At 65.3% G+C, this 22,348-nt stretch carries 22 protein-coding genes; 10 read left to right on the top strand and 12 right to left on the bottom strand.

Annotated features, from left to right (window positions below; all coding sequences use genetic code 11):
• Positions 1-122: 122 nt before the first annotated feature.
• The gene (locus HBH1_RS17590; protein ID WP_006713012.1) at positions 123-419 is read left to right on the top strand and encodes an FmdB family zinc ribbon protein; all 297 of its coding nucleotides are present in this window, start codon (positions 123-125) and stop codon (positions 417-419) included.
• A gap of 29 nt (positions 420-448) precedes the next feature.
• Here HBH1_RS17590 and HBH1_RS17595 read toward each other — a convergent pair whose 3' ends face one another.
• Both HBH1_RS17595 and HBH1_RS17600 read right to left on the bottom strand, forming a co-directional pair.
• A complete protein-coding gene (locus HBH1_RS17595; protein ID WP_102663789.1) occupies positions 449-685 on the bottom strand; it encodes a hypothetical protein in 237 nt (78 codons plus the stop codon).
• A gap of 10 nt (positions 686-695) precedes the next feature.
• Positions 696-1,568, bottom strand: a complete 873-nt coding sequence (locus HBH1_RS17600; protein ID WP_102663790.1) for an HDOD domain-containing protein — start codon at positions 1,566-1,568, stop codon at positions 696-698.
• A gap of 150 nt (positions 1,569-1,718) precedes the next feature.
• Here HBH1_RS17600 and HBH1_RS17605 point away from each other — a divergent pair, with 150 nt between their 5' ends.
• The gene (locus tag HBH1_RS17605; RefSeq protein ID WP_102663791.1) at positions 1,719-4,229 is read left to right on the top strand and encodes a DUF3141 domain-containing protein; all 2,511 of its coding nucleotides are present in this window, start codon (positions 1,719-1,721) and stop codon (positions 4,227-4,229) included.
• Between the two features lie 25 nt (positions 4,230-4,254).
• Here HBH1_RS17605 and phnX read toward each other — a convergent pair whose 3' ends face one another.
• From phnX to phnD, 5 genes are all read right to left on the bottom strand, one after another.
• Positions 4,255-5,082 (bottom strand): phosphonoacetaldehyde hydrolase, encoded by an 828-nt coding sequence (phnX, locus tag HBH1_RS17610; RefSeq protein ID WP_102663792.1) that lies wholly within the window; start codon positions 5,080-5,082, stop codon positions 4,255-4,257.
• A gap of 69 nt (positions 5,083-5,151) precedes the next feature.
• On the bottom strand, positions 5,152-6,249 hold the full coding sequence (gene psrA, locus HBH1_RS17615; protein ID WP_102663793.1) for an iron-containing alcohol dehydrogenase PsrA: 1,098 nt from the start codon (positions 6,247-6,249) through the stop codon (positions 5,152-5,154).
• A 62-nt stretch (positions 6,250-6,311) separates the two neighbouring features.
• Entirely contained in the window at positions 6,312-7,169 is an 858-nt protein-coding gene (phnE, locus tag HBH1_RS17620; protein WP_102663794.1) for a phosphonate ABC transporter, permease protein PhnE, read from the bottom strand.
• Between the two features lies 1 nt (position 7,170).
• Positions 7,171-7,980 carry a phosphonate ABC transporter ATP-binding protein gene (gene phnC / locus HBH1_RS17625; RefSeq protein WP_102663795.1) on the bottom strand — a complete coding sequence of 270 codons (810 nt, stop codon included), beginning with the start codon at positions 7,978-7,980 and terminating at the stop codon, positions 7,171-7,173.
• Positions 7,977-8,843, bottom strand: a complete 867-nt coding sequence (gene phnD, locus HBH1_RS17630; protein ID WP_102663796.1) for a phosphonate ABC transporter substrate-binding protein — start codon at positions 8,841-8,843, stop codon at positions 7,977-7,979. The genes phnC and phnD overlap by 4 nt, the downstream gene beginning before the upstream one ends.
• 174 nt (positions 8,844-9,017) lie before the next feature.
• Between phnD and HBH1_RS17635 the strand changes: the two genes are divergently transcribed.
• The 4 genes from HBH1_RS17635 (at position 9,018) to HBH1_RS17650 (ending at position 11,191) form a co-directional block, all read left to right on the top strand.
• Positions 9,018-9,878, top strand: a complete 861-nt coding sequence (locus HBH1_RS17635) for a LysR substrate-binding domain-containing protein (protein WP_102663797.1) — start codon at positions 9,018-9,020, stop codon at positions 9,876-9,878.
• 74 nt (positions 9,879-9,952) lie between these two features.
• Positions 9,953-10,255, top strand: a complete 303-nt coding sequence (locus HBH1_RS17640) for a Dabb family protein (protein WP_102663798.1) — start codon at positions 9,953-9,955, stop codon at positions 10,253-10,255.
• 10 nt (positions 10,256-10,265) lie between these two features.
• Positions 10,266-10,700 (top strand): PaaI family thioesterase, encoded by a 435-nt coding sequence (locus HBH1_RS17645; RefSeq protein ID WP_039876442.1) that lies wholly within the window; start codon positions 10,266-10,268, stop codon positions 10,698-10,700.
• 62 nt (positions 10,701-10,762) lie between these two features.
• Positions 10,763-11,191, top strand: a complete 429-nt coding sequence (locus tag HBH1_RS17650; protein WP_102663799.1) for a GNAT family N-acetyltransferase — start codon at positions 10,763-10,765, stop codon at positions 11,189-11,191.
• 35 nt (positions 11,192-11,226) lie between these two features.
• Here HBH1_RS17650 and HBH1_RS17655 read toward each other — a convergent pair whose 3' ends face one another.
• The gene (locus HBH1_RS17655) at positions 11,227-12,804 is read right to left on the bottom strand and encodes a methyl-accepting chemotaxis protein (protein ID WP_166757933.1); all 1,578 of its coding nucleotides are present in this window, start codon (positions 12,802-12,804) and stop codon (positions 11,227-11,229) included.
• Between the two features lie 297 nt (positions 12,805-13,101).
• Between HBH1_RS17655 and HBH1_RS17660 the strand changes: the two genes are divergently transcribed.
• On the top strand, positions 13,102-14,427 hold the full coding sequence (locus HBH1_RS17660) for a dicarboxylate/amino acid:cation symporter (RefSeq protein WP_102663801.1): 1,326 nt from the start codon (positions 13,102-13,104) through the stop codon (positions 14,425-14,427).
• Positions 14,428-14,801: 374 nt separating this feature from the next.
• On the opposite strand, the gene HBH1_RS17665 is transcribed toward HBH1_RS17660, so the two are convergent.
• Genes HBH1_RS17665 through HBH1_RS17675 form a run of 3 tightly spaced genes read right to left on the bottom strand, consistent with a single transcriptional unit; the run spans position 14,802 to position 17,033 of the window.
• Positions 14,802-15,650, bottom strand: coding sequence for an NRDE family protein (locus HBH1_RS17665; RefSeq protein ID WP_102663802.1), 849 nt, complete (start codon positions 15,648-15,650; stop codon positions 14,802-14,804).
• A complete protein-coding gene (locus HBH1_RS17670) occupies positions 15,641-15,940 on the bottom strand; it encodes a DUF4936 family protein (protein ID WP_102663803.1) in 300 nt (99 codons plus the stop codon). Before HBH1_RS17670 ends, HBH1_RS17665 begins: the two co-directional genes overlap by 10 nt.
• A gap of 34 nt (positions 15,941-15,974) precedes the next feature.
• A complete protein-coding gene (locus tag HBH1_RS17675; protein WP_102663804.1) occupies positions 15,975-17,033 on the bottom strand; it encodes a CAF17-like 4Fe-4S cluster assembly/insertion protein YgfZ in 1,059 nt (352 codons plus the stop codon).
• A gap of 153 nt (positions 17,034-17,186) precedes the next feature.
• Here HBH1_RS17675 and mltG point away from each other — a divergent pair, with 153 nt between their 5' ends.
• The 3 genes from mltG to HBH1_RS17690 are packed head-to-tail and all read left to right on the top strand — an operon-like array spanning position 17,187 to position 19,866.
• Complete coding sequence (gene mltG / locus HBH1_RS17680; protein ID WP_102663805.1) at positions 17,187-18,167, top strand: endolytic transglycosylase MltG; 981 nt, start codon at positions 17,187-17,189, stop codon at positions 18,165-18,167.
• 42 nt (positions 18,168-18,209) lie between these two features.
• A complete protein-coding gene (gene tmk / locus HBH1_RS17685; protein WP_102663806.1) occupies positions 18,210-18,818 on the top strand; it encodes a dTMP kinase in 609 nt (202 codons plus the stop codon).
• 10 nt (positions 18,819-18,828) lie between these two features.
• Positions 18,829-19,866 carry a DNA polymerase III subunit delta' gene (locus HBH1_RS17690; RefSeq protein ID WP_102663807.1) on the top strand — a complete coding sequence of 346 codons (1,038 nt, stop codon included), beginning with the start codon at positions 18,829-18,831 and terminating at the stop codon, positions 19,864-19,866.
• A 110-nt stretch (positions 19,867-19,976) separates the two neighbouring features.
• On the opposite strand, the gene HBH1_RS17695 is transcribed toward HBH1_RS17690, so the two are convergent.
• Positions 19,977-22,202: a TonB-dependent receptor gene (locus tag HBH1_RS17695; RefSeq protein ID WP_102663808.1), complete on the bottom strand. Its 2,226-nt coding sequence runs from the start codon at positions 22,200-22,202 to the stop codon at positions 19,977-19,979.
• Positions 22,203-22,348: the final 146 nt, after the last annotated feature.

The following is a 22,348-nucleotide window of genomic DNA, read 5'->3' on the forward strand; positions in this document are numbered from 1 at the left end:
TGCCACCACGCCTTCTGGGGCCAACGCATCTCGCAGATTAAATGTGAACAGGCCCTAGTGTGTTCCCGGCCGGAGGTCTTTCCGGTCGGGTCTTTTCGGGTCGGGATTCTTCAGGAGGGGACATGCCCTTGTACGACATTCGTTGCAGCCATTGCGACGGCATCTTCGAACGACTGATTCCCTTGCAGGCCTTGCATGGCGACACCAGCTGTCCCTATTGCAAGCAGCCGACGGCGGCCGCGCCCATGCTCACCGGTGGCCATGTGGGGCTGCAGGTCAGGTATCGCTGGCAACCGCGCAACGGCGCCGAACAACTGGCTGGCCAGGGGGCCACCGGCCCCGGTACCCATGCCGGGGCGGGTCGCAGCAGCGTGCTGCACAACTGCAAGGGGCATAGCTGCAGTATCTGTGCAACCTGATGTCGGTGCAGGCTGCCGCCCGAAGCGGGTCAGCCGAGCCAATGCGCCATCAGGATCAGCAACGCTACCGTGGCCAGCAAGCCCAGCAGGGTGACCAGGTCGACGTCCTGCACCTGGTGGCGCCAGTGGCCGCCGCGCAGCGGCGTCAGGCGCGGGTAGCGGCCCAGTGTGACCAGCTTGAGCAGGCCGCAGCCGATGGCGTAGAAGACGGCATTGAAGGCCAGATGGCGTAGCAGGCCCAGCACCAGGCCGAAGAAGGTTTCCATGGTGACGGCCTTATTCCAGCATGGCGTCCAGCCCGGCCGCCAGCTCGCTGAAGGAGGGCATGGCGCGCCCGGCCTGATCTGGCGCATGTTTTACCAGCACCGGGCGCCATGCCGGGTCCACGCCCAGTTTTTTGGCCAGCGCAGCGGGATAGCTGGCCAGGGCCGTGGCGTCATCCAGCGCAAGTACCTCGACCCGGGCCGCCCAGGCGCCCAGGTGGACCCAGGCGGCGGCGCGCTCCAGGCGGCCGGCGGCCAGCGGATCGGGAATGCTGCGCAGGGCGGTGGTCATGGCGTCGGGGAAGTGCCAGAGGGTGGCCAGCTCTGCCGAGACATCGGCATAGTGGAAGCCCCAGGCGGCTTTCTCGCGTTCGGCGCGGTTGGCGTCGAGCACATTGCATTGCTTGTCCAGGGGCGCCACCGCCGCCGCGGCCACGGCGTGCAGTTGCAACTGGCCGATGCCATGCATCATGGCGACCGTGAAGACGGCGTCGCCATTGTCTTCGCCGGCATGACCGGCGTGCATGGCCAGCCAGCGGGCGGCGACGGCGGTATAGAGGGTGTGCAGCCAGAACTGGTGCAGGTCCATGCCCCGCGTGTTCTTGAAGGCGGCCACCATGCCGTTGCCCAGCACCAGGTTGCGCACCATGATGAAACCCAGCATGCGCAGCGCGTCGTCGACCGTGCCGATGGTGCGCGAGGCGTGGAAGAAGGCCGAATTGGCCAGCCGCAGGACCTTGGCGGTGAGCGCCGGATCGGCGGCGATCTGCTGGGCGATGTCCTGGGCCGAGACGTCCTCGGCATTGAAACTGGCCATCAGTTGCTGCACCACCTTGGGAACGGTCGGCAACTTGCCGGGCTGGTCCACCAGGCTCTTGAGCTCCATGAGAATTCCTCCACGCAATGATTTTGTTGTGCCGGCTCGGCCAAAGCAGGGAAAAGCGGTTTTATTGTCTCAGAGATCGGACGATTTGCTTTCACCTTTCTCCGTATGATGGACTGGTTACCCCTCTGAACCCCCTCCGGGAGCGAGTCCATGGCAAGTCGCAAGAACGCTGGATCCCTTCACCCTGATGCCGCCACCGGTACTGCAGCCAGTGCTTCAGCCGATACTGCAGCCGCGCCAGCCCTGGCCTGGGGCGATGTGCAGGCGTATGTGGAGGATTGCGTGCAGCGCAGTTTCCTCTTCCTCGATACCCTACTGGACCGGGGCAATGATTACCTGGAACACCTGGAGCAGGGCACGCCGCCGCTGCTGAAGTTCGACCATACCCTGGTGCTGGACGGAAAGGACCTGCCGGCACCCTGCAACTACGCCTTGCTATTGCTGCAACCACCGCCGGAGCTGCCTGTCGATCCTGCGGCGCGGCCGGTGGTGGTGGTCGACCCCCGGGCCGGGCATGGCCCCGGGATTGGCGGCTTCAAGTTCGATTCCGAGGTGGGCATGGCGATGAAGGCCGGGCATCCGGTCTATTTCGTGACCTTCCGGCCGGAGCCGGAGGATGGCCAGACCCTGGTCACCGTGATGGAGGCCGAGGCGCGCTTCCTGGAAGAGGTGATCCGCCGTCATCCGCAATGTGCGGCCAAGCCGGTGGTGATCGGTAATTGCCAGGCCGGCTGGGCCATGATGACGCTGGACGCGGTGCGGCCGGAACTGTTCGGCCCGCTGATGATGGTGGGCGCCCCGGCGTCCTACTGGGCCGGCAGTTCCACCTTGAATCCCATGCGCTACAGCGGCGCCACGCTGGGCGGTACCTGGCTGGCTTCGCTGGCGGCCGATCTCGGGGCGGACCGCTTCGATGGTGCCAGCCTGGTGGAGAATTTCGAGAAGCTCAACCCGGCCAATACCTTCTGGAACAAGTATTACAACCTGTGGGCCGGGGTCGATCAGGAGGCGCCGCGCTTCCTGGAGTTCGAACGCTGGTGGGGCGGCTTCTTCCGCATGACCGGGGCCGAGATCGAGGCCATCACCGAGAACCTGTTCGTGGGCAACAAGCTGGCACGGGGCGAGCTGGAGGTGCGCGGCAAGGCGGTCAGCCTGCGCGATATCGTGGCGCCCATCGTGGTCTTCGCCTCCTGGGGTGACAACATCACGCCGCCGCCGCAGGCCCTGAACTGGATCATCGACACCTGGGGCGACGAGCGCGCCATCGCCGCTGCGGGGCGCACCATCATCTACGTGTTGCATGAGAGCGTGGGCCACCTGGGCATCTTCGTGGGGGGATCGGTGGCGCTGAAGGAGCACGACCAGCTGGTGAGCTCGCTGGACGTGATCGAAAGCCTGCCACCGGGCCTGTACGAGATGAAGCTGGAGCGCAAGGACGGCCAGCAGGCGCAGCGCTGGGACGCGCTGGAGCCGGGCGACTATACCGTGCAATACCAGCATCGCACCATGGACGATTTACGCCGGCTCAATCCCGAGGGGCGCGAGGAGGAATCCGTCTTCTCGACGGTAAGCCAGTGGTCGCAGATCAATGCGCAGTTCTACAAGACCTGGGTACGCCCCTGGGTGCGCATGACGGCTACCCGCGAAAGCGCCAATGCGTTGATGCGCCTGAACCCGCTGCGCATGCAGCGCCAACTGTTCTCGGATGCGCACCCGGCGGCGTCGTTCATCCGCCAGCAGGCCGCGCAGGCGCGGGCCCGGCGGGTGCAGCTGGATGCCCAGCATCCGCTGAAGCGCTACGAGCAGCGCATGGCGCAGAAGATCACCGATGAACTCAATGCCTGGCGCGACCAGCGCGATGCGCGCACGGTACGCATGACGCGCCAGGTGTTCGGCCCCAACGGGTTGGGCGCCGTATTGCCGCCACGCGAGGCCGATGCCGAGGTCGCCCAGCGCTGGGCGCAGGAAGAACTGGGACGTTATCGCAGCGCCGTCATCGGAGACATCGCCAATGGCGGCTTTGCCGAGGCGGTGTGCCGCATCGTCATCGCCGGGATGATCTCGGTGGGCGTATTCGAACGACGCAGCCTGCGCCTGGCGCGCCTGCTGGCGCAGCTGCCGGGCATGCATGCCAGCGTGTCGCCCCAGACCAACTGGGTGCAACTGTTGAAGGAGCAGGCGCGCGTGACTGCCGTGGCGCCGGTGGAAGCCCTGAATGCCCTGCAGCAGATGCTGCCCGACCGCGCCAGCCGCGAACGGGCGCTGGCCTTGTCGGCGGCGGTGATGATGATCGAGCCGACGCTGGCCAACCCGCGCTCGGAAATCATCGAGCTGCTGATCGGCACGCTGGACGTCGATCCCGGCAAGGTGATCGCGCTGGCGCGCAAGCTGACCACGGCCATCGGTGAGTCTTCTGACGAGATCACGGTCGATGCCGATGCGGACGATGGGGACGACCGTGCCACTGCACCATCACGCAAGGCCCCGGCGACGCCGCGCAAGAGCACCCGCAAGGCGCCCGCTGCAGTGGCCAAGCCTGTGAAGCCCGCCAAGGTGGTCAAGCCAGCCACCGCAGCGGCCAAGGCCGCTCCCGCCAAGCGCAGCGCGGCGCCGAAGAAAGCCGCTACGACCAGCCCCCGGGCGCGCAAGCCGCGCAGCTGATCCGGGGGCTCGGAGACTCGGGACCTCAGGGACGTTCGCCGCTGGCCAGGCGGGCGCGGATGTGGGCCACCACCTCCGGCAGCGTCGCCACCGAATCGATCACATAGTGGGCACCGGCTGCGCGCAGGCGCGCTTCGGCCTGTTGCTTCAGATGCGTCACTTCGGCTGGCGTCCGGGTGAGCAGTTCTGCCTGGGTAAGTCCCACTTCATTGCCCGACAGCGACACCCCCACGCTCCACATGCCGGCGCGCAGGCCTTCCTCGATACCGGGTACGGTGTCGTCCACCTTGATGCAGCCTGCCACGTCATCAATGGCCAGCGCCAGCATGTTGGCCAGTGCCATATAGGGGCCGGGGCGGCCGCCGGCCTGCAGTTCGTCGCCGGCCACCACGTGGTCGGGACGGATGCCCTGTTCGGCTGCCAGCGGCAGCAACACGTCCAGCACCTGGCGCGGATAGCCGGAGCAGGAGCCGATCTTGAGGCCCTGTCCACGCAGCCAGGCCAGCACCTGGGCCGCGCCCTCGATGGGTTGCGAATACTGGCCGACCTTGGCGATCTGCATGGGCATGAAGCGGGCATAGATGGCGTCGACATCGGCATCGCTGGCCGGGCGGCCGGCGTGGCGCTGCCATTGGGCGGCGATGTCGGCGTCGTCCAGCAGCACGCGGATGTGCTGCCACTTGGACAGGCCCATGGGGCCGCGCGCCTGTTGCAGGGTGATCTCGATGTCGAAGCTCTTGAAGGCGTCCACGAAGATCTGGGTCGGCGCCAGGGAGCCGAAATCGACCAGCGTGCCGGCCCAGTCGCAGATGACGGCTTGCAGGTTGCGGCCGGGCTGCAGGGTGGTGTGCATGAATATTCTCCTTGTCGGATGGCGATGTGCAGTGTTGGGTGGGCTGTCTTGTCGATCGGGGCGTGCCGATCAGGGGGCGGCAGCGATGAAGTTGCGTCCACGTGGGCCTTGCAGGGCCTGCTGCAGGGCGGCGTCCCAGCGCTCGCCCTCACCCAGGCCATAGCGGGCCGGGTCGGTGGACACGCCCAGCGCTTCCAGGAAGGCGGTGAGCCGGGCCACGGCCTGGTGGGCGTCGTCGGCGTCGAAGATGTCCAGCAGCAGCGCATCCACGGCCGCATCGCGGCCCAGCGCCAGGCGCAGGATGTGCGGCAGCGAGAACGAGCAGGCGATGCCGTGGACCACCCCTTGCCGCAGCGTGATGTCATAGGACAGCGAGTGCGCCAGGGCGGTGCGGGTATTGGAAAAGGCCAGGCCGGCCTGCAGCGCCGCCAGCGCCATCTGCTCGCGCAGGGTCAGTGCGTCGGGCTGGCGCATGAGGGCCGGCAATGTGGCGAGGATGCTGCGCGCGGCACTGGCGGCCAGGGTCGAGGAGAGCGGATTGCGGTGCCGGTTCCAGATCGCCTCCAGGGCGTGCGACAGCGCGTCCAGGGCGCTGGCCAGGGTGGCGGCCGGGGGCAGGCTGCGCATCAGTTCGGCATCGATGAGGGCGGCCTCGGGCCAGGTCCAGGGACGATGCAGGGAATACTTGTGACCGCCTGCCGCATCCCAAAGGGTGGCCCAGGGCGTGACTTCGCTGCCGGTGCCGGCGGTGGTGGGAATGGCGATGAGCGTCTTGATGCGGGCGGGGTCGGGCTGGAAGGCGCTGTCCTGGCGCAGATGGGTGAGCAGTTCCTCGAAGCGGCCCGAGGGCGTGGGCGCCAGCATGGCCTTGGCGCAGTCGATGACGCTGCCGCCGCCCAGCGCGATCAGGCAGGGGACGTCGGGGTGCTGCTGCCACAGGCGCTCGTGCATCGCGCCCAGCCAGGCGACGTCGGGATTGGGTTGCACGGCGTTTTCGATGGCCACCAGTTGCGGTCCGAGCAGGTCGGCGATGGCCTGCTCCAGGCCCAGCGCGGCGGCCTCGGGAAAGGTGATCAGGATGGCGCGCCGGCCGGCCAGCAGGTGCGGCAGGGTGGCAAGGCTGCCGGCGCCAGCATGGATGGCGACCGGGTTATGGAAATTCCACATGAGTCTGTTCTCGGGGTTTTCGGGGTTCGCGATGTTGAATGGGCGAGCTCAGTGCTCGTTGCTCAATGCGTGCTGCCATCCTGGATCAGGCGCCGCAGGTGGCTGGAGAGCGCATCGGCGGCCACCACCATCAGGGTCACCACGACAATGCAGGTGGCGGTGTCCTGGTATTTGAACAGCTTGAGGCTGTTGACCAGTTCGAAGCCGAGGCCGCCGGCCCCGACCATGCCCAGCACGGTGGCCTGGCGCAGGTTGACCTCGAAGCGGTAGAGCACGGTGGCGATCCAGGCCGTGGCCACCTGCGGCAGTACGCCGAAGATGATCACCTGCAGCGGCCGGGCGCCGGTGGCGCGCAGTGCTTCCAGCGGACCCTGGTCGATTTCCTCGATGCTTTCGGCGAAGAACTTGCCGACCATGCCCACGCCGTGTACCGCCAGTGCCAGCACGCCCGGGAAGGGTCCCAGCCCCACTGCCGAGACGAACACCAGCGCCAGGATCAGTTCATTGATGCTGCGGGTGACGTTGAGGCCCTGGCGCACCAGGGCGTGCAGGGTGCGGTTGGGGTTGAGGTTGCGTGCCGCCAGCAGGGCCACCGGCACGGCGCCGAGCACGCCCAGCAGGGTTCCCCATAGCGCGATCTGCAGGGTCTCGATGGCCGGGGCCAGCAGTGCCGGCAGCAAGGACCAGTTGGGCGGGAAGGAGCGGGCCAGGAAGTCGCCGATCTGCGGCAGGCCATTGGCCAGTTCGCTCCACGACAGTTGCGTGCCCTGGGCGCTCCAGCCGAGCAGCCAGGCGATCAGCGCCACCAGGGCGGCGTGGCCCAGCCAGGCGCGCAGCGTCTGCGGACGGGGGCCGGTCCAGAGATAGCCGGGGGCGGTCGAAGAAGGGGCGGCAGAGGGAGAGGAGGAGGGACTGTTCATGTCAGGTTCCTTGGATCGCCGGTGCGAGGCTGGTGGCGGCGGTGGCGGTGGCGTGGGAAGCCGGGTGCGGCACATGACCGGGGCTGGCATAGATGCGGTCCAGGTGATGCTGGTCCAGCGCCGTGCCGGGGCCGTCGAAGACCAGCTCGCCGCCGGACAGGCCGATGATGCGGTCGCCGAATTCGCGGGCATAGTCCACCTGGTGCAGATTGCAGACCACGGTGATACCCAGTTCGCGCGAGGCGGCGCGCAGGTAGTGCAGCACCAGGCGCGAAGTCTTGGGGTCCAGGCTGGCTACTGGTTCGTCGGCCAGGATCACCTGCGGCTGCTGGGCCAGGGCGCGGGCGATGCCGACCCGCTGGCGCTGGCCGCCGGAGAGGGCATCGGTACGCTGGTGGGCCTTGTGTTCCAGTTCCACGCGGCGCAGGCAGTCCATGGCCAGGGCCACGTCCTGGCGGCTGAACAGTTGCAGGACCGAGGACCAGGTCGGGACCTGGCCGAGGCGGCCGGTCAGGGTGTTCTTCAGCACCGACAGGCGCGGCACCACATTGTGATGCTGGAAGATCATCGCCACCTGGCGGCGCAACTGGCGGACCTGGCGGGCGCGGGGATCGGTGGCGTCGAAGCCGGCGATCCGGAGTTCACCCGAACTGGGCTGGACCAGACCGTTCATGCAGCGCAGCAGGGTGGACTTGCCGGCCCCGGACGGGCCCAGCACCACCAGGAACTGGCCGGCCGGGACGTCCAGGTCGATCCCGCGCAGCACGGCATGGCTGCCGTAGTGCTTGGCGAGGGCGCGGAGCTGGATCATTTCATGGCCTTCAGGTCCAGGTTGAGGATCTTGGCGGTCTCGCGCACCACGTCGTAGGCGCCGTCAGTGGTGGGGACGAAGCCGTTCAGGACGCCCTGGTCACCCCATTTCACGTCCTTGATGTTGGCGAAGGCGGTGGCGATCTTCTGTTTCAGGGCCGGGTCCAGGTCGCGGCGCCAGACCATGGGCGACTCGGGGATGTCGGGCGAGGTCCAGACCACGTTCAGGTCCGATTGCTGGACCACGCCCTTGGCCACGGCGGCCGCCAGGATGCGGTCAGCCACGGCGGCGGCGTCGACCTTCTTGTTGGCCACGGCCAGGATGCTGGCGTCATGGGAGCCGGAGAAGATCACCCGCGAAAAATACCTGTTGGGGTCGATATTGAGTTTTTGCAGGCCGGCGCTGGGGAACAGGTGGCCGGAGGCCGAGGACGGATCGACGAAGGCCATGGTGCGGCCCTTCAACTGCTCCACGCTCTGCAGGCCGCTGTCCTTGCGGGTGATGATGAGGCTCTTGTAGAAGCTGCGGCCGCTCTTCTTGGTCTCGGCCACGGCGAAGGCTTCGACATTGGCCACCGAGCTGGCCAGCACATAGGAGAAGGGGCCGAGGTAGGCCACATCCAGCTTGCGCGAGCGCAGCGCCTCGATGATGCCGTTGTAGTCGGTGGCGATGAAGGGCTTGACCGGCATGCCCAGCTGCTGCTGCAGGCTGTCGATGACGGCCTTGCTGTTTTCCAGCATGGCCTGCGAGTCTTCGGCCGGGATCAGGCCCACGGTCAGGGGCTGGGCGGCGCGCACCGGCTGGCTCAGCAGGAGGGAGGTCAGGGCGCCCAGGCACAGGGCGAGCAGGGAACGTCGTTGCATGGTGGATCCTTGTCGTGGGCGTCCGGTGGTGGACGCAGTGGGTGATCGGCGGCGCAGTGTCGGGCGAGTTGCTCGGGCCGGTACTGACAGGAGAGGAGCTTACGGGGGCTTTATGACGGCCCTATTATCGATATAATCGTTAAAATTCGACGAAGCTATTGATTGAGGCTATAGATGACTCCTTCGCAACTGCGTGCCTTCCTCGCCGTGGCCCGCCATCGCGGCTTTTCGGCGGCGGCCCGGGCATTGGGCGTGAGCCAGCCGACCCTGACCACCCAGGTGCAATCGCTGGAGCGCGAACACAATGTGGAACTGTTCTTCCGCCGGGGGCGGCGGGTCGACCTGTCGGAGACGGCGCAGCGCCTGTTGCCGATCGCGCAGAACATCGCCGAGCTGGAACTGGACGCGCTGAACCTGCTGGTCAATTCGGGAGCGCTGCATGTGGGGCATCTGCGCATCGGCGCGGTCGGGCCGTTCCACGTGATCGAGATGGTGGACGCCTACCGCGCCCGTTATCCGCAGGTTGAGCTGTCGATCAAGCTGGGCAACTCGGCGCAGTCGCTGGCCGACCTGGAGAACTACGTGACCGATGTCGCGGTGCTGGCCAGCGTGACCGACGATGCGCGGTTCCACGCGCTGCCCTATGCCGATCACGCGGTGGTGCTGTTTGCCCATCGCAGTCATCCCTTCTACCAGCGCGAGACGGTCCCCCTGGCCGAACTGGAGCAGCAGCCGATGCTCATGCGCGAACAGGGCTCGACCACCCGGCTGGCGCTGGAAAAGGTGTTGCAGCAGGCCGGCGTGAAGCCCCGCGTGGTGATGGAGATCGGCAGCCGCGAAGCCCTGCGCGAGGCGGTGGCACGCGGACTGGGGCTGGCGGCGGTATCGGAGGCGGAGTTCATTCCCGACGAGCGTTTTCGCATGGTGCGCATCGAGGGCGACCCGGTGAGCACCCACACCTATGTCTATTGCCTGGCCGAGCGCCGCGAAGGCCGGCTGGTCGGGTCCTTCATGAAGATCGCTGCGCGTGGCTGACGGGGTGCCGGTCGTGGTCGGCGCTTTCGCTTATCATTGCGGTTTATCCAATTTTCGACCGAGGAAGACCGATCGTGATCAAGCATATCGTGATGTGGAAACTGAAGGACCACGCAGAAGGCGCTGACAAGGCCACCAACCTGCTGAAGATGAAGCAATTGCTGGACAGCTGTGCCAATGTGGTGCCGGGCATCCTGAAGTTCGAAGCGGTGCTGGCGCAACCGGGCCTGGAAGCCAGCTATGACGTGGTGCTGTATTCGGAGTTCGAATCCAGGGCGGCGCTGGATGCCTACCAGGACCATCCCGACCATATCGCCATCAAGCCCTTCATCGGTGCCGTGCGCGAGGCGCGCCAGTGCATGGATTACGAAATCTGAGGCCGCTGCAATGAGTCTGCCGTTGACCGAGGTCTTCCCGCAAGGTAATCCCTACCTGCAGGCACTGGGCGTGGAGGTGCTGGAATATGGCGACGATCGCGCCGTGATGTCACTGCTTCTCAAGCCGGAGTTCATGAATAGCTGGCAGGTGGCGCAGGGCGGCATCTCGATGACCCTGCTGGACGTGGCCATGGGCCTGTCGGCCAGGGCCGGCGTGCCGGACGCCAAGTCCTCGGCCACCGTCGAGATGAGCACCAGCTTCCTGCAGCCGGCCGGTCATGCCGGCGAGACCATCGTGGCGCGCGGCCATACCTACCATCGCTCCACCACCATGTGCTTCTGCCAGGCCGAACTGTGGAATGGCGAGCGACTGGTGGCCAAGGCCATGGGCACCTTCAAGCTGATCCGCCGCCTGGATATTTCCAGGAAGCTGGATCACGAGTGAGCCGTCATTCACCCGTAGGGCCTCATGGCGTTTCCGTTTCAACCCTCAGCAGGAATTCCCGCATGAAAATCACCGTAGGCAGTTGGGAAGCGCTGCGCGTACACGCCCAGCCTATCCGCTTCGAAGTCTTTGTCGATGAACAGAAGGTGCCAGCCGAGATCGAGCTGGACGAGATGGACCCGCTATGCGTGCATGCGGTGGCCTACGACGAGGCCGGCCAGCCGCTGGCCACCGGTCGCCTGCTGCCGGACGGCCACATCGGCCGCATGGCGGTACGCAAGGCCGGGCGCGGCCAGGGCGTGGGCGGGGCGGTGTTGCAGGCGTTGATCCAGGCGGCGCGGGAGCGCGGCGACGGCGAGGTGATCCTCAATGCGCAGATCCATGCCGAGGGCTTCTACAATGCCCACGGCTTCGCCCGCGAGGGTGACGAGTTCATGGAAGCGGGCATCCCCCATATCACCATGCGGGCCAGCCTGCGCCAGCAGGCCTAGCCGGCAGGGCCGACAGGGCCGACAGGGCCGACATTTCAGGCCGGCCGTACGCGGGCTGGGGGCTTGCCGTCTTCCAGTCTGAAATAACACAGCTGGGCGCCCAGTTCGCGCGCCCGTTCGGCCACCACTTCGGCGGTGGAGGCCAGTTCTTCCGAGGCGGCCGCATTGCGCTGCGTGGTGTCGTTGAGCTGAGCGACGGCGGCGCCGATTTCCTGTACCCCTTCTTCCTGCATGCGCGAGGACAGCGTGATCTGGTTGATCTGCTGCGAGGCTTCGCGGATTCCCTGCAGGGTGCCTTCGGCCAAGCGCTGGCTGGTTTCCTCGGCCATGTCCACGCTTTCCTGTGCAATCACGCTGATTTCGTGGGCGCTGCCCTGGCTGCGCTCGGCCAGCTTGCGGATTTCTGCCGCCACCACCGAGAAGCCGCGCCCGTGCTCGCCGGCGCGGGCGGCTTCGATGGCGGCATTCAGGGCCAGCAGGTTGGTCTGGTAGGCGATGTCGTCGATCACCCCGACCTGGCGCGCGATGCCGCGCATGGCAGCCACCGTGGTCTGTACCGCGGCGCCGCTCTTGTCGGCGTCGGCTGCGGCGGCCAGCGCGATCTGGTCGGTGCGGCGCGCGTGTTCGCCGGTCTGCTGGATGGCCAGGCTCATGCTGGCAATGGCGCTGTGGACTTCTTCCACCGCCGCCGCCTGCTCGCTGGAGGCACCCGCCAGGGCGTGCGCGGTGGCGTTGAGCTGGCGCGAGGAGTCGCCCAGCGACTGGGTCGAGAGGGTGACGCTGCGCATGATGTCGGTGAGCCGTTCGCGCATGGTGTGCATGGCGTAGAGCAGGCTGCCACGGTCGTTGCGACGCAGGCGCACCGCCACGCCGAGGTTGCCGTCGGCGATCTGGCGCACGATGTCGGCGGCGTAATCGGGTTCACCCCCGAGCTGGCGGCGCAGGCTGATGATGATCCACAACGCCAGGGCAATGCCCACGACCAGCGCCACGCAGGCGATTTCCAGGTTGTGGCGGCGCAGTTCGCCGTATTCCTGCAGGGCATTGTCATAGGCGCTGCGGGTCAAGGTTTCCTGCAGGTGGCCCAGGGTGGCCAGTTGCGTGGCCAGGGCCGACAGACGCGGCGTGAGCTGGGTCCAGCTGCGGTTGGCCTGCAATACCTGGGTGCTGGCGATGAGTTCGATGACCTGGTTGCGTTCGCTCAGGTAGGTTTTCCAGCTGTGCTCGAAACGGGCGGCCTCGACTTGTTCCTCAAGGGTCAGGCGGGTGGCGCGGTAGGCTTGCCAGCCCTGGTCGAAACTGGCATCCAGGCCGGCCAGGCGGCCCAGCCACTGCTTGATCTGTTCATTGCCGGTGGCGCCATCGGGACCCGGTTCGGTCGGCACATTGGCCATCATCAGGGCGCGGCCCATGACGTCGCGGTTCATGTACAAGGCATCACGCACCCGGGCAATGTGGATCAGGGCCATGGTCCGGTCTTCGTAGACATAGCGCAGCTTGTCGTTGCTGGAGGCCATGCCCAGCATGTCGCGCCAGGCCAGCAGGACCACGCTGCCGCACAGTACCGCTACCAGAATCCCGAGGCGGGCGGTGACCGTCAATTTTCGTCGCACGATATTTTCCTTGTGAGTGCCCGTGAGCTTTCGTTCAGTCCAGCACAGACTATAGCGAATCCTATTGCATTGCAGAATGAAGAAAAGAGCAGTTTGAACCGCTGTTTACTGAAAGTATGTGGTTTCCCACAATACCCGCCCCGTAGCGACTGCGAGATACTTGCGGCCGAACCGGGGAGGGGGAGTTCTCCCGGACAGATAAAACAAGCAAAAGCCCGAACGGACGACGATCCGGCAACGGCAGGCGGCAGGTCCCCATGGACCGGCTGATATTCGATGTTTCTTGGAGAAATCATAATGACGGCGCAAAAACCGCCCCTTTACAAATCGCTGTACTTCCAGGTTCTGGTTGCCATCGTGATCGGCATCCTGCTGGGCCATTTCTACCCATCCACGGGTGAAGCCATGAAGCCGCTCGGCGATGGCTTCGTCAAACTGATCAAGATGATCATCGCTCCGGTGATCTTCTGTACTGTCGTCATCGGCATTGCCGGCATGGAAGACATGAAGAAGGTCGGCAAGACCGGCGGTCTGGCCTTGCTGTACTTCGAAGTGGTCAGTACCGTGGCCCTGATCATCGGCCTGGTGCTGGTGAACTTCCTCAAACCAGGTGTGGGCATGAACGTCGATCCGGCGGCGCTGGATACCAAGAGCATCGCGGCCTATACCGCCCCGGGCAAGATGGGTTCGGTGACCGACTTCGTCATGGGCATCATCCCCACCAGCATGGTGGACGCGTTTGCCAAGGGTGACGTGCTGCAGGTGCTGCTGGTGGCGGTGCTGTTCGGTTTCGCCCTGCACAAGTTCGGCGGCCGCGGCACGCTGGTGTTCGATTTCATCGAGAAGATCTCGCACGTGCTGTTCTCGGTGGTGGGCGCGATCATGAAGGTGGCTCCGATCGGCGCCTTCGGTGCGATGTCCTTCACCATCGGCAAGTACGGCGTGGGTTCGCTGTTCTCGCTGGCCAAGCTGATGGGTACCTTCTACCTGACCTGCCTGCTGTTCATCTTCGTGGTGCTGGGGATCATCACCCGCCTGCACGGCTTCTCGATCTGGAAGTTCGTCAAGTACATCAAGGAAGAACTGCTGATCGTGCTGGGTACCTCTTCCTCGGAATCGGTGCTGCCGCGCATGCTGGCCAAGATGGAAAATGCCGGTGCCAAGAAGACCGTGGTCGGTCTGGTGATCCCGACCGGTTACTCCTTCAACCTGGACGGCACCGCGATCTACCTGACCATGGCGGCCGTGTTCATCGCCCAGGCCACCAACACGCCCATGACCTTCGTGCAGGAACTGACGCTGCTGGGTGTGCTGCTGCTGACGTCCAAGGGCGCGGCGGGCATTACCGGTTCCGGCTTCATCGTGCTGGCGGCAACGCTGTCGGCCGTGGGCCATGTGCCGGTGGCCGGCCTGGCGCTGATCCTGGGTATCGACCGCTTCATGTCTGAAGCGCGCGCCTTGACCAATACCATCGGCAATGGCGTGGCGACCCTGGTGGTGGCCAAGTGGAGCGGCGAACTGGATAGCGAGCGCCTGACCAAGGTCTTGAACAACGAGACCGTGGAAGATGCACAGGCACCGGAAGCCATCCTGGACCGCACCGAAGCCAAGATGCATCACTAAGTCACCACAGCGGGATTCGCTCCCGCCAGGCTGGCCTGATCGGCCCCATCCCCGCGCCTTCTGGCGTGGTGGTGGGGCCGATGTGTTTTGGGGTGGTGGAAATGGCGGAATCGGATTAGGTCCGGGATCGGCGGGAACAGTGGATGCAGTCCACCCTCTTGGGGAGGTTTGTACCTCTTGCTACGGGCAGGCCGGGTACAGGCGAAAAAAAAGCCCACGACCTTGCGGTGTGGGCTTGAATCCAATTCTTTAGGAGGAAATTGGAGGAGACAGGTATAACTTTACTGCTCCGCATCAAATCAGGCCAATTTATCTTCCAAATATCAGATATACGCTTTGGTTATTTCACGTGAGCAAGGAATGAAGGCCCCGGGTCAGGCGCTGTGCGGCTTTGCGCCAGGCTGGTCGTCGCCGGGTGAAGCATCTTGCCCCCTGGGCTTGCAAGGAATACGGCAGGCCTTGTCGGTGGCGGCCTCGCCGCTATATTGCATCGCCATAGGATCGACCACGTGTTCGGTCAGGACCGGTTCGCCGACGATGGGCACGCGCAGGACCGTGGAGCAGCGGGTGCCATAGTCGGGCGAGCGGATGAAGATGGGCGAGAGCATGCGCTCCTTTTCCAGGCCGATGCCGGTGTCGGGCAGGCGACAGTCGTTGGCGCGGGTGCCATCGGTGAGCATTTCGAAGAAGGTCTCTTCCGGCGCGCCCTGGCACAGCAGGCTGGCGAATTGCGCCTTGGCGCGGGTGAGCTTGGGCCAAGGGGTGTCGAGCAAGGCATTGGACACACCATAGACGCCGTATTCCAGCGGCTGGCCATTGCGGGGATCTTCGCTGCCGCGATTGGAATACCACAGCATGGTCTCGGGGTTGCCCACGAGGAGGTTGAAGCCGTTGTATTGCTGGGCAAGGGGCTCGATCTGGCGCAGGTAATCCTGCGGCGTCATGTCGCCGGCCAGGTAGTCGGCGACCAGCTGGCCCCGGGTAGGGGCATCCGCTCGTCGTTCGGAAGGTGCGCGCACATTGGTGATGGCGGCAAAGCGGCCATCGCGGGTCACACCCAGCCAGGTGCCGCCGCCTTGCAGGTCGCGGCCGGCGTAGATCTTGGGCTGGTCGTTCCACCAGGTGGCGTCAGCGGCCGGGCGGGCATAGAACTCGTCGCGATTGGCGGCCAGGATCAGCGGCATGCCGGGGATGACTTTCCAGGCGAAGATGATCAGGCACATGGCGCGATATCCTCGAACTGTTCTACATGACGCGCACCGCTGATGAGGGGCAGGGCGCCAGCCTCGGCCAGGGCCTGCTCCAGGGCGTGGGTGAATCCCTCGGCATCGGTGTCGGCGATGCCTTGGTAGATTTCCATCCAGGTCTGCAGGCCGTCCTGTTCGCCAGGGCGGCGCTTGAGTGCGCCGGCCACCTGCTGGCGCGCCTGCAGGGTGGCCTGCACTCCCCGGATCTTGGTCAGCAGTGTCGGGGCGTGGGTGCTGGCGACCCGGTAGTAGATGTAGAGGTCCATGGTGAGTCCCTATGGCTTGAACGCTGCGCGCCGCTTATTGCGGATCGGCCAGCTCATAGGGGAGGTCGTGGAAATGCAGGGCAGGACCACCGGCGGCGCCCAGATGGACGGTATCGTCGGCGGCGGCCAGTTTCATTTCCACCAGGGCCAGGGCGTGATCCTGGTCCAGCGGTTCGGCATTGACCACCATGCCGCAGGGCTGGCCGGGATCGGCGGCAGCAAAGACTTCATCACCGGCCCGGGCGCCGGCGCTGGCGATGGTGGCCAGCAAGGTGCGCCGCTTGAGCTTGCCCAGGTACTGGCTGCGGGCGACGATTTCCTGGCCGGGGTAGCAGCCTTTCTTGAAATTGACGCCGCCGATCAGTTCGAAATTGATCATCTGCGGCACGAACTGCTCTTGCGTGGCGGCGAGGATGCCGGGGACACCGGCGCGGATATCGGACAGGCGCCAGGCCAGGGTGGCGGTGGGCTTCAAGTGCTGTACCAGCTTGGGCCAGGCGGTGCTCAGGGTGTCGACGGCGGCAATCCATTGGTAGCGCGGGCTGCCGGCGGCATCGGCCAGGCGGATCAGGGTGCCATGGCTGTTGTCGAGCTTGTCATAGGGGGCGGCCGGCAAGACCGGGAACCACTCGGCCAGGGCGTTGGCGGTGGCCGGTCCGACCAGGCCCAGCACGGCGCGTTCGGCGCTGACGTCGGCCAGCTTGGCCTTGGCACGCAGGATGAACATCTGCAGGCGCTTCTGGATGGCAGGCTGCAGCGCGCGAGGCAGCTGCAGGAAGATCCCGGCTTCGTCGCGCCACATCAGCAGCGTGGCCAGCAGTCGGCCCTTGGGCGAGCAATAGCCGGCCAGGCGGGCGGCATCGGCGGTGAGGTGCTGCACATCATTGGTGAGCTGGCCGTGCAGGAAGGCGGCGGCTTCTTCGCCGGTGGCCGCGATCAGGCCCAGGTCGGTCAGTGGCGCCACGAAACTTTCCAGGCTTTGCGGGGTAGCCGTACCGAAGCCGAGTACGTCCTGGCCCTGGTCGTCAAACTGGGCGCCTTGCTGCGTGAGGAAGTCGCGCCAGGCGGAGGGCGATGCGGTGATATCTGTCATAGGAAATCTTTTACGGATTACGTCGGATTACGTCCTGCCGGGGTGAAGTCCCCGGCAAATTAGGCAACTGTCGTGCCAGCGATTATCATTGATGCCTCGATTATAGTGATCTCCGAAAAATCGCGTCGGAACTACAGGGATTTCGCATCAGGTATGAAGAAGTTATTGGCAACATTGTTCGTGCTGGCCGCGCTGGTCGCCGGTGCTGGCGTCTACTGGACCAAACAGCCCATCGTGCCGGCCAATGGCCAGCTGATCGCCTTTACCATCACGCCGGGGGCGGGTGTGTCGGGGGCTGCCCAGCAGATCGCGGCGGCCGGGGTACCGCTCAATCCGGACCTGTTCACGCTGTATGCGCGCCTGTCCGGCGAAGGCGGCCGCATCAAGGCCGGCAGCTATGAGATCAAGCCCGGTTACACGCCCCAGCGGCTGCTGCTGCAACTGGTGCGCGGCGAGTTCGCGCAGGAGGCGCTGACCGTCATCGAGGGCTGGACTTTCAAGCAGATGCGCCGCGCCATCGCCGACCAGCCAGCGCTGAAGCACGATACGGCCGGCTGGACCGACCAGCAGATCCTGGCCAAGCTGACCAACGAATACACCTATCCGGAAGGCCTGTTCTTCCCCGATACCTATCTCTTCGCCAAGGGCGCCAGCGATATGCAGGTCTATAAACAGGCCTTCGCGCTGATGAGCAAGAAGCTCAACGAAGCCTGGGCGCGGCGCGATCTGTCGTTGCCATATCGCACGCCCTATGAGGCGCTGATCATGGCGTCCATCGTGGAAAAGGAGACCGGGCAGAAATCCGAGCGCGGCATGGTGGCCGGGGTGTTCGTCAACCGCCTGCGTACCGGCATGCTGCTGCAGACCGATCCGACGGTGATCTATGGCATGGGCGAGCGTTACCAGGGCAAGATCCGCAAGGTCGATCTGCTGACCGACACGCCCTATAACACCTATACCCGTGCCGGCCTGCCGCCCACGCCCATCGCCTTGCCGGGCGCAGCCTCGCTGGCGGCGGCGCTGAACCCGGACAAGACCGAGGCCTTATACTTCGTGGCGCGTGGCGATGGCACCAGCCATTTCTCCAGCAACCTGAACGAGCACAACCAGGCCGTCAACCGCTACCAGCGTTGATCCGCCTTTCTTTTCACCGATTCATTCTGTAGCGATACCTTCATGGCATCAGGCAAATTCATTACCTTCGAAGGCATCGACGGCGCCGGCAAGTCGACGCATATTCCCTTCGTCACCGAGCTGCTGCGCGCGCGCGGCCTGACGGTGGTGGCCACCCGCGAGCCGGGTGGTACGGAACTGGGCGAGTGCCTGCGCGAACTGGTGCTGCATCACCCCATGCACCTGGAGACCGAGGCCCTGCTGATGTTCGCCTCGCGGCGCGAACACCTGGCGCAGGTGATCACGCCGGCGCTGGAACGCGGCGACTGGGTGATTTCCGACCGGTTCACCGATGCCACCTTCGCCTACCAGGGCGGCGGCCGCAAGCTGGCGCTGGACAAGCTGGAAAGCCTGGAGCAGTGGGTGCATCCGCATCTGCAGCCGGATCTGACGCTGCTCTTCGACGTGCCGCTGGAAGTGGCACGCGCGCGCCTGGATGCAGAACGTACCCTGGACAAGTTCGAGCAGGAAAAGGCGGACTTCTTCGCCAACACCCGCGCCGAATACCTGCGTCGTGCCGCGCAATTCCCGCAGCGTTTCCGCATTGTCGATTCCACCCGTCCGATCCCGGTGATCCAGGACGAATTGCGCGCCATCGTGGCCGCGCTGTGAGGGGCACCGCATGTCCGTGACTTCGACCGATCCCTTGCTGCCCTGGCAGGGCGAGAGCTGGCGCCAGCTGCAGCAGTTGCGCGAGCGCCTGCCGCATGCGCTGCTGTTCTATGGCGCGGCCGGCACCGGCAAGACCCGCTTCGTGGAGGCCTTCGCCAAGTCGCTGCTGTGCGAGTCGCCTACACCCGAGGCGCATGCCTGCGGAGTCTGCCCGTCCTGCAACTGGTTTTCGCAATCCAATCATCCGGACTATCGCCGGGTGCGCCCGGAGGTGTTGGAGGATGAACCCGGCGAGGACGACAGCGGCGAGGAAAAGAAGACCGCCAAGGCCAGCAAGGCGCCTTCCAAGGACATCAAGATCGACCAGATCCGTGCGCTGGCCGATTTCATGAACGTGTCCACCCACCGTTCCGGCCTGCGGGTGGTGATGCTGTATCCGGCCGAGGCGCTCAACACCGCCGCGGCCAATGCCTTGCTCAAGACGCTGGAAGAGCCGCCGCCGGGGACCATGTTCCTGCTGCTGTCCAATCGTCTGGATCGGCTGCTGCCGACCATTCTCTCGCGTTGCCGCAAGTTCGCCCTGAACGCGCCGGGCCACGACGAGGCGCTGGCCTGGCTCAAACAGCAGGGCGTCAAGGATGCCGATGCCTGGCTGGCCGAGCAGGGTGGGGCGCCGCTGGCGGCGCTGGAGGCGGCACAGGGCGAGGGGCGCGAGGCGCTCGACGAGCTGCTGCGGCAACTGGCTCAGCCGGGCGTGGATGGTGCCCTGCGCGCTGCCGACAAGTTGCAGAAGACGCCCGCCGCCGAGCTGGTGGGCTGGGTGCAGCGCTGGCTCTATGATCTGCTGTCGCTGAAATCGGCCGGGGTGGTGCGCTATTACCCGCGCTACGGCAAGGAACTGGGGCGGCTGGCCGAACGGGTCGATGCACTGGCCTTGTCCAGGGCACTGCGTGGCATGGGTGACCGCCGCGCCATCGCTGACCATCCCTTGTCGGCCAAGCTGTTCATCGAGGAAATGCTGATCGATTACGCGCGGATGTTCGACTGAGACAGACCTGCTGCGGCGCAGTCCGCTTGCGCCCAGGCGCATGAAAAATCGCCCGGTCCCCACACTGTGGGGCCGGGCGATTTTCATTGCGGCAAACGCTTGCGTTCAGATCAGAAGGCCACCGATACCGAGGTGCTGAAGGTACGCGGATTGCCCAGTACCAGGTAGCCCGAGTTGGAGGCACCACCGGCCGACTGCCAGTAGTTACGGTTGGCCAGGTTCTCGATGGCGGCGCGGAAGGTGACGGCGCGACCGCCGATGTCGGTCAGGTAGCGCGCACCCAGGTCGTAGCGCACCCAGGATGGGACTTCCAGCTTGTTGGCGGCATCCACGTACTGGGTGGCGGTGTAGGTGGCGCGGCCATTGACGGTCAGGCCACGCACGCCGGGGATGTCATATTCGACGCCGGCATTGGCCTGCATCTTGGGCACGCCGATGGCGTACTTGCCATTGTTGGTGCCGCCATTGGTCTGTACCTGCTTGGCATCGAGGAAGGTGATGCCCGACAGCAGGCGCACGCCCCGGGTTACTTCGCCGTAGGCGGTCAGTTCGACACCACGGTTGCGTTGCTTGCCGTTGGTGGACTCGATGCCGGTGGACACATCCTTGTACGACAGCGGGCGATCGGTGGTGAAGAAGGCCGCGCCCAGGCCGAGTCCGCCCAGTTCGTACTTCACGCCGACTTCCTTCTGCTTGGACTTGTAGGGCGCCAGGATCTGGCCGTAGTTGGCGGCGGTGGTATCGGTGATCTGCTTGCCTTGCTGCAGACCTTCGATGTAGTTGCCGTACACGGACAGGTTCTTGAGCACCTTGAACACCACGCCGGCCATGGGCGAGGTGGCGCTCTGGTCATAGTGGCTATTGTTGACGTGGGTGTTGTAGGCGTAGCCGTCCGACTTCAACTGCTGCTGGCGTACGCCCAGCGTCACCAGCAGGCGGTTGTCGTAGAAGCCCAGGGTGTCGGAGACCACGGCGCTCATCAGCTGGGTCTTGATGGTGGTCTGCGGATCGGACAGGTCATTGCCCAGCAAGACCAGGGCCGGGCGCGCGTAGGTGCTCGGATTGTAGAGATTGGTGGCCAGGGCGTAGGAGGTGGACATGCCGTAGGCATTGCGCGAATCCAGCGAATACGCCGAGGCGGCAGCCACCAGCTTGTGCGAGACGGTGCCGGTGTTGAACTGGGTGCGCACGCCGATTTCGCCGGTGGCGACGTCATCCTGGCGGGCATTGTCGAAGCGATAGGTGGAGGCGGCGCCGGTGCTGGCGTTGTTCACGCGTACGCCCGACAGCGAGTTGTTCTCGGTGCCCTGGCGTGCGCCGAAGGCGGCCCAGGCGGTGGTGCTGGCCGACAGGTCCCACTCGCCGCGTACGGTGCCGAAGATGTCGCGGGCATTGGAATACGACCAGGGCTGCGCGTAGTTGGACGAGCCGCTGGGAGCGGTCGGTACCGCCGTCACGCCGCTGCCGATGGTGACGCTGGGACGCATGTTGCTGAGGTTGTTTTCCTGCACGCCGAGGTCGGCCGAGAGGCGGAAGTCATTGCCGCGATAGTCCACGCCCAGGGAGAAGACATTGGTCTCGCGCTTTTCATTGGATACGCCCGTGCCACCTGCATGACGGGCGGCATTGACGCGCACGCCCAGGCGTTCATCGGCGCCCAGGCGGCGCGAGACGTCGATGGCGGCGGACTTGCTGTTGCCCGACTCGTAGCCCAGGGTCACTTCGGTCAGGGCTTCGCTGGAGGCGCGCTTGGGCAGGATGTTGATGGTGCCACCGAGGCCGGCATCGCCAGGGGTGGCGCCATTGAGGAAGGCGCTGGCGCCGTACAGCACCTCGACGCGCTCGATCATTTCCGAGGCGACGTACTGGCGCGGCAGGATGCCGAACAGGCCGTTGTACATCAGATCGTCCGAGTTGGCGATGAAGCCGCGGATCATGTACGACTCCTGGAAGTTGCCAAAGCCGCGGGTGGTGCGCACCACCGGATCGTTCTTGAGCACGTCGCCCACGCCGTGGGCCTGCTGGTCGGCGATCAACTGGCGGGTGTAGGCCACCGAACGCACCGGGCTGTCCAGGTTGTCGACATTGCCCAGCACGCCCAGGCGGCTACCGCGCGCCACCTGACCACCGGCAAACTCGGCCGGCAAGCCATCGGCCGAGGCGTCGGCGGAGGCATTGACGGTGACCGTGGGCAGGGCGGTCTGGTCCTTGGAGTCGGTGGTGGCGGTAGTGGCAGTGGTGGCAGTGGTCTGGGCCAGCGCCGGCAGGGGAGCCAGGAAAGCCAGCGCGAGGGCGGCGGCCAGCGGGTTGAGGCGCGCAGTGAAGGGCATGGACATGAAGATTCTTTCTAGAATTTCTTGTGGGAATGAAGAAGTATTACAAAACGGCGCAAAGTATAATTAAAAATCGTTATCATTTGCATTCATTTTTTAATGAATAGAAGTGACGTGTTGCGAAAAGGTAATGAAATGATGGTCATCGC

The sequence above is a fragment of the Herbaspirillum sp. BH-1 genome (assembly GCF_002870055.1).
In the GTDB taxonomy this organism is placed as follows: Bacteria; Pseudomonadota; Gammaproteobacteria; order Burkholderiales; family Burkholderiaceae_D; genus Herbaspirillum; species Herbaspirillum frisingense.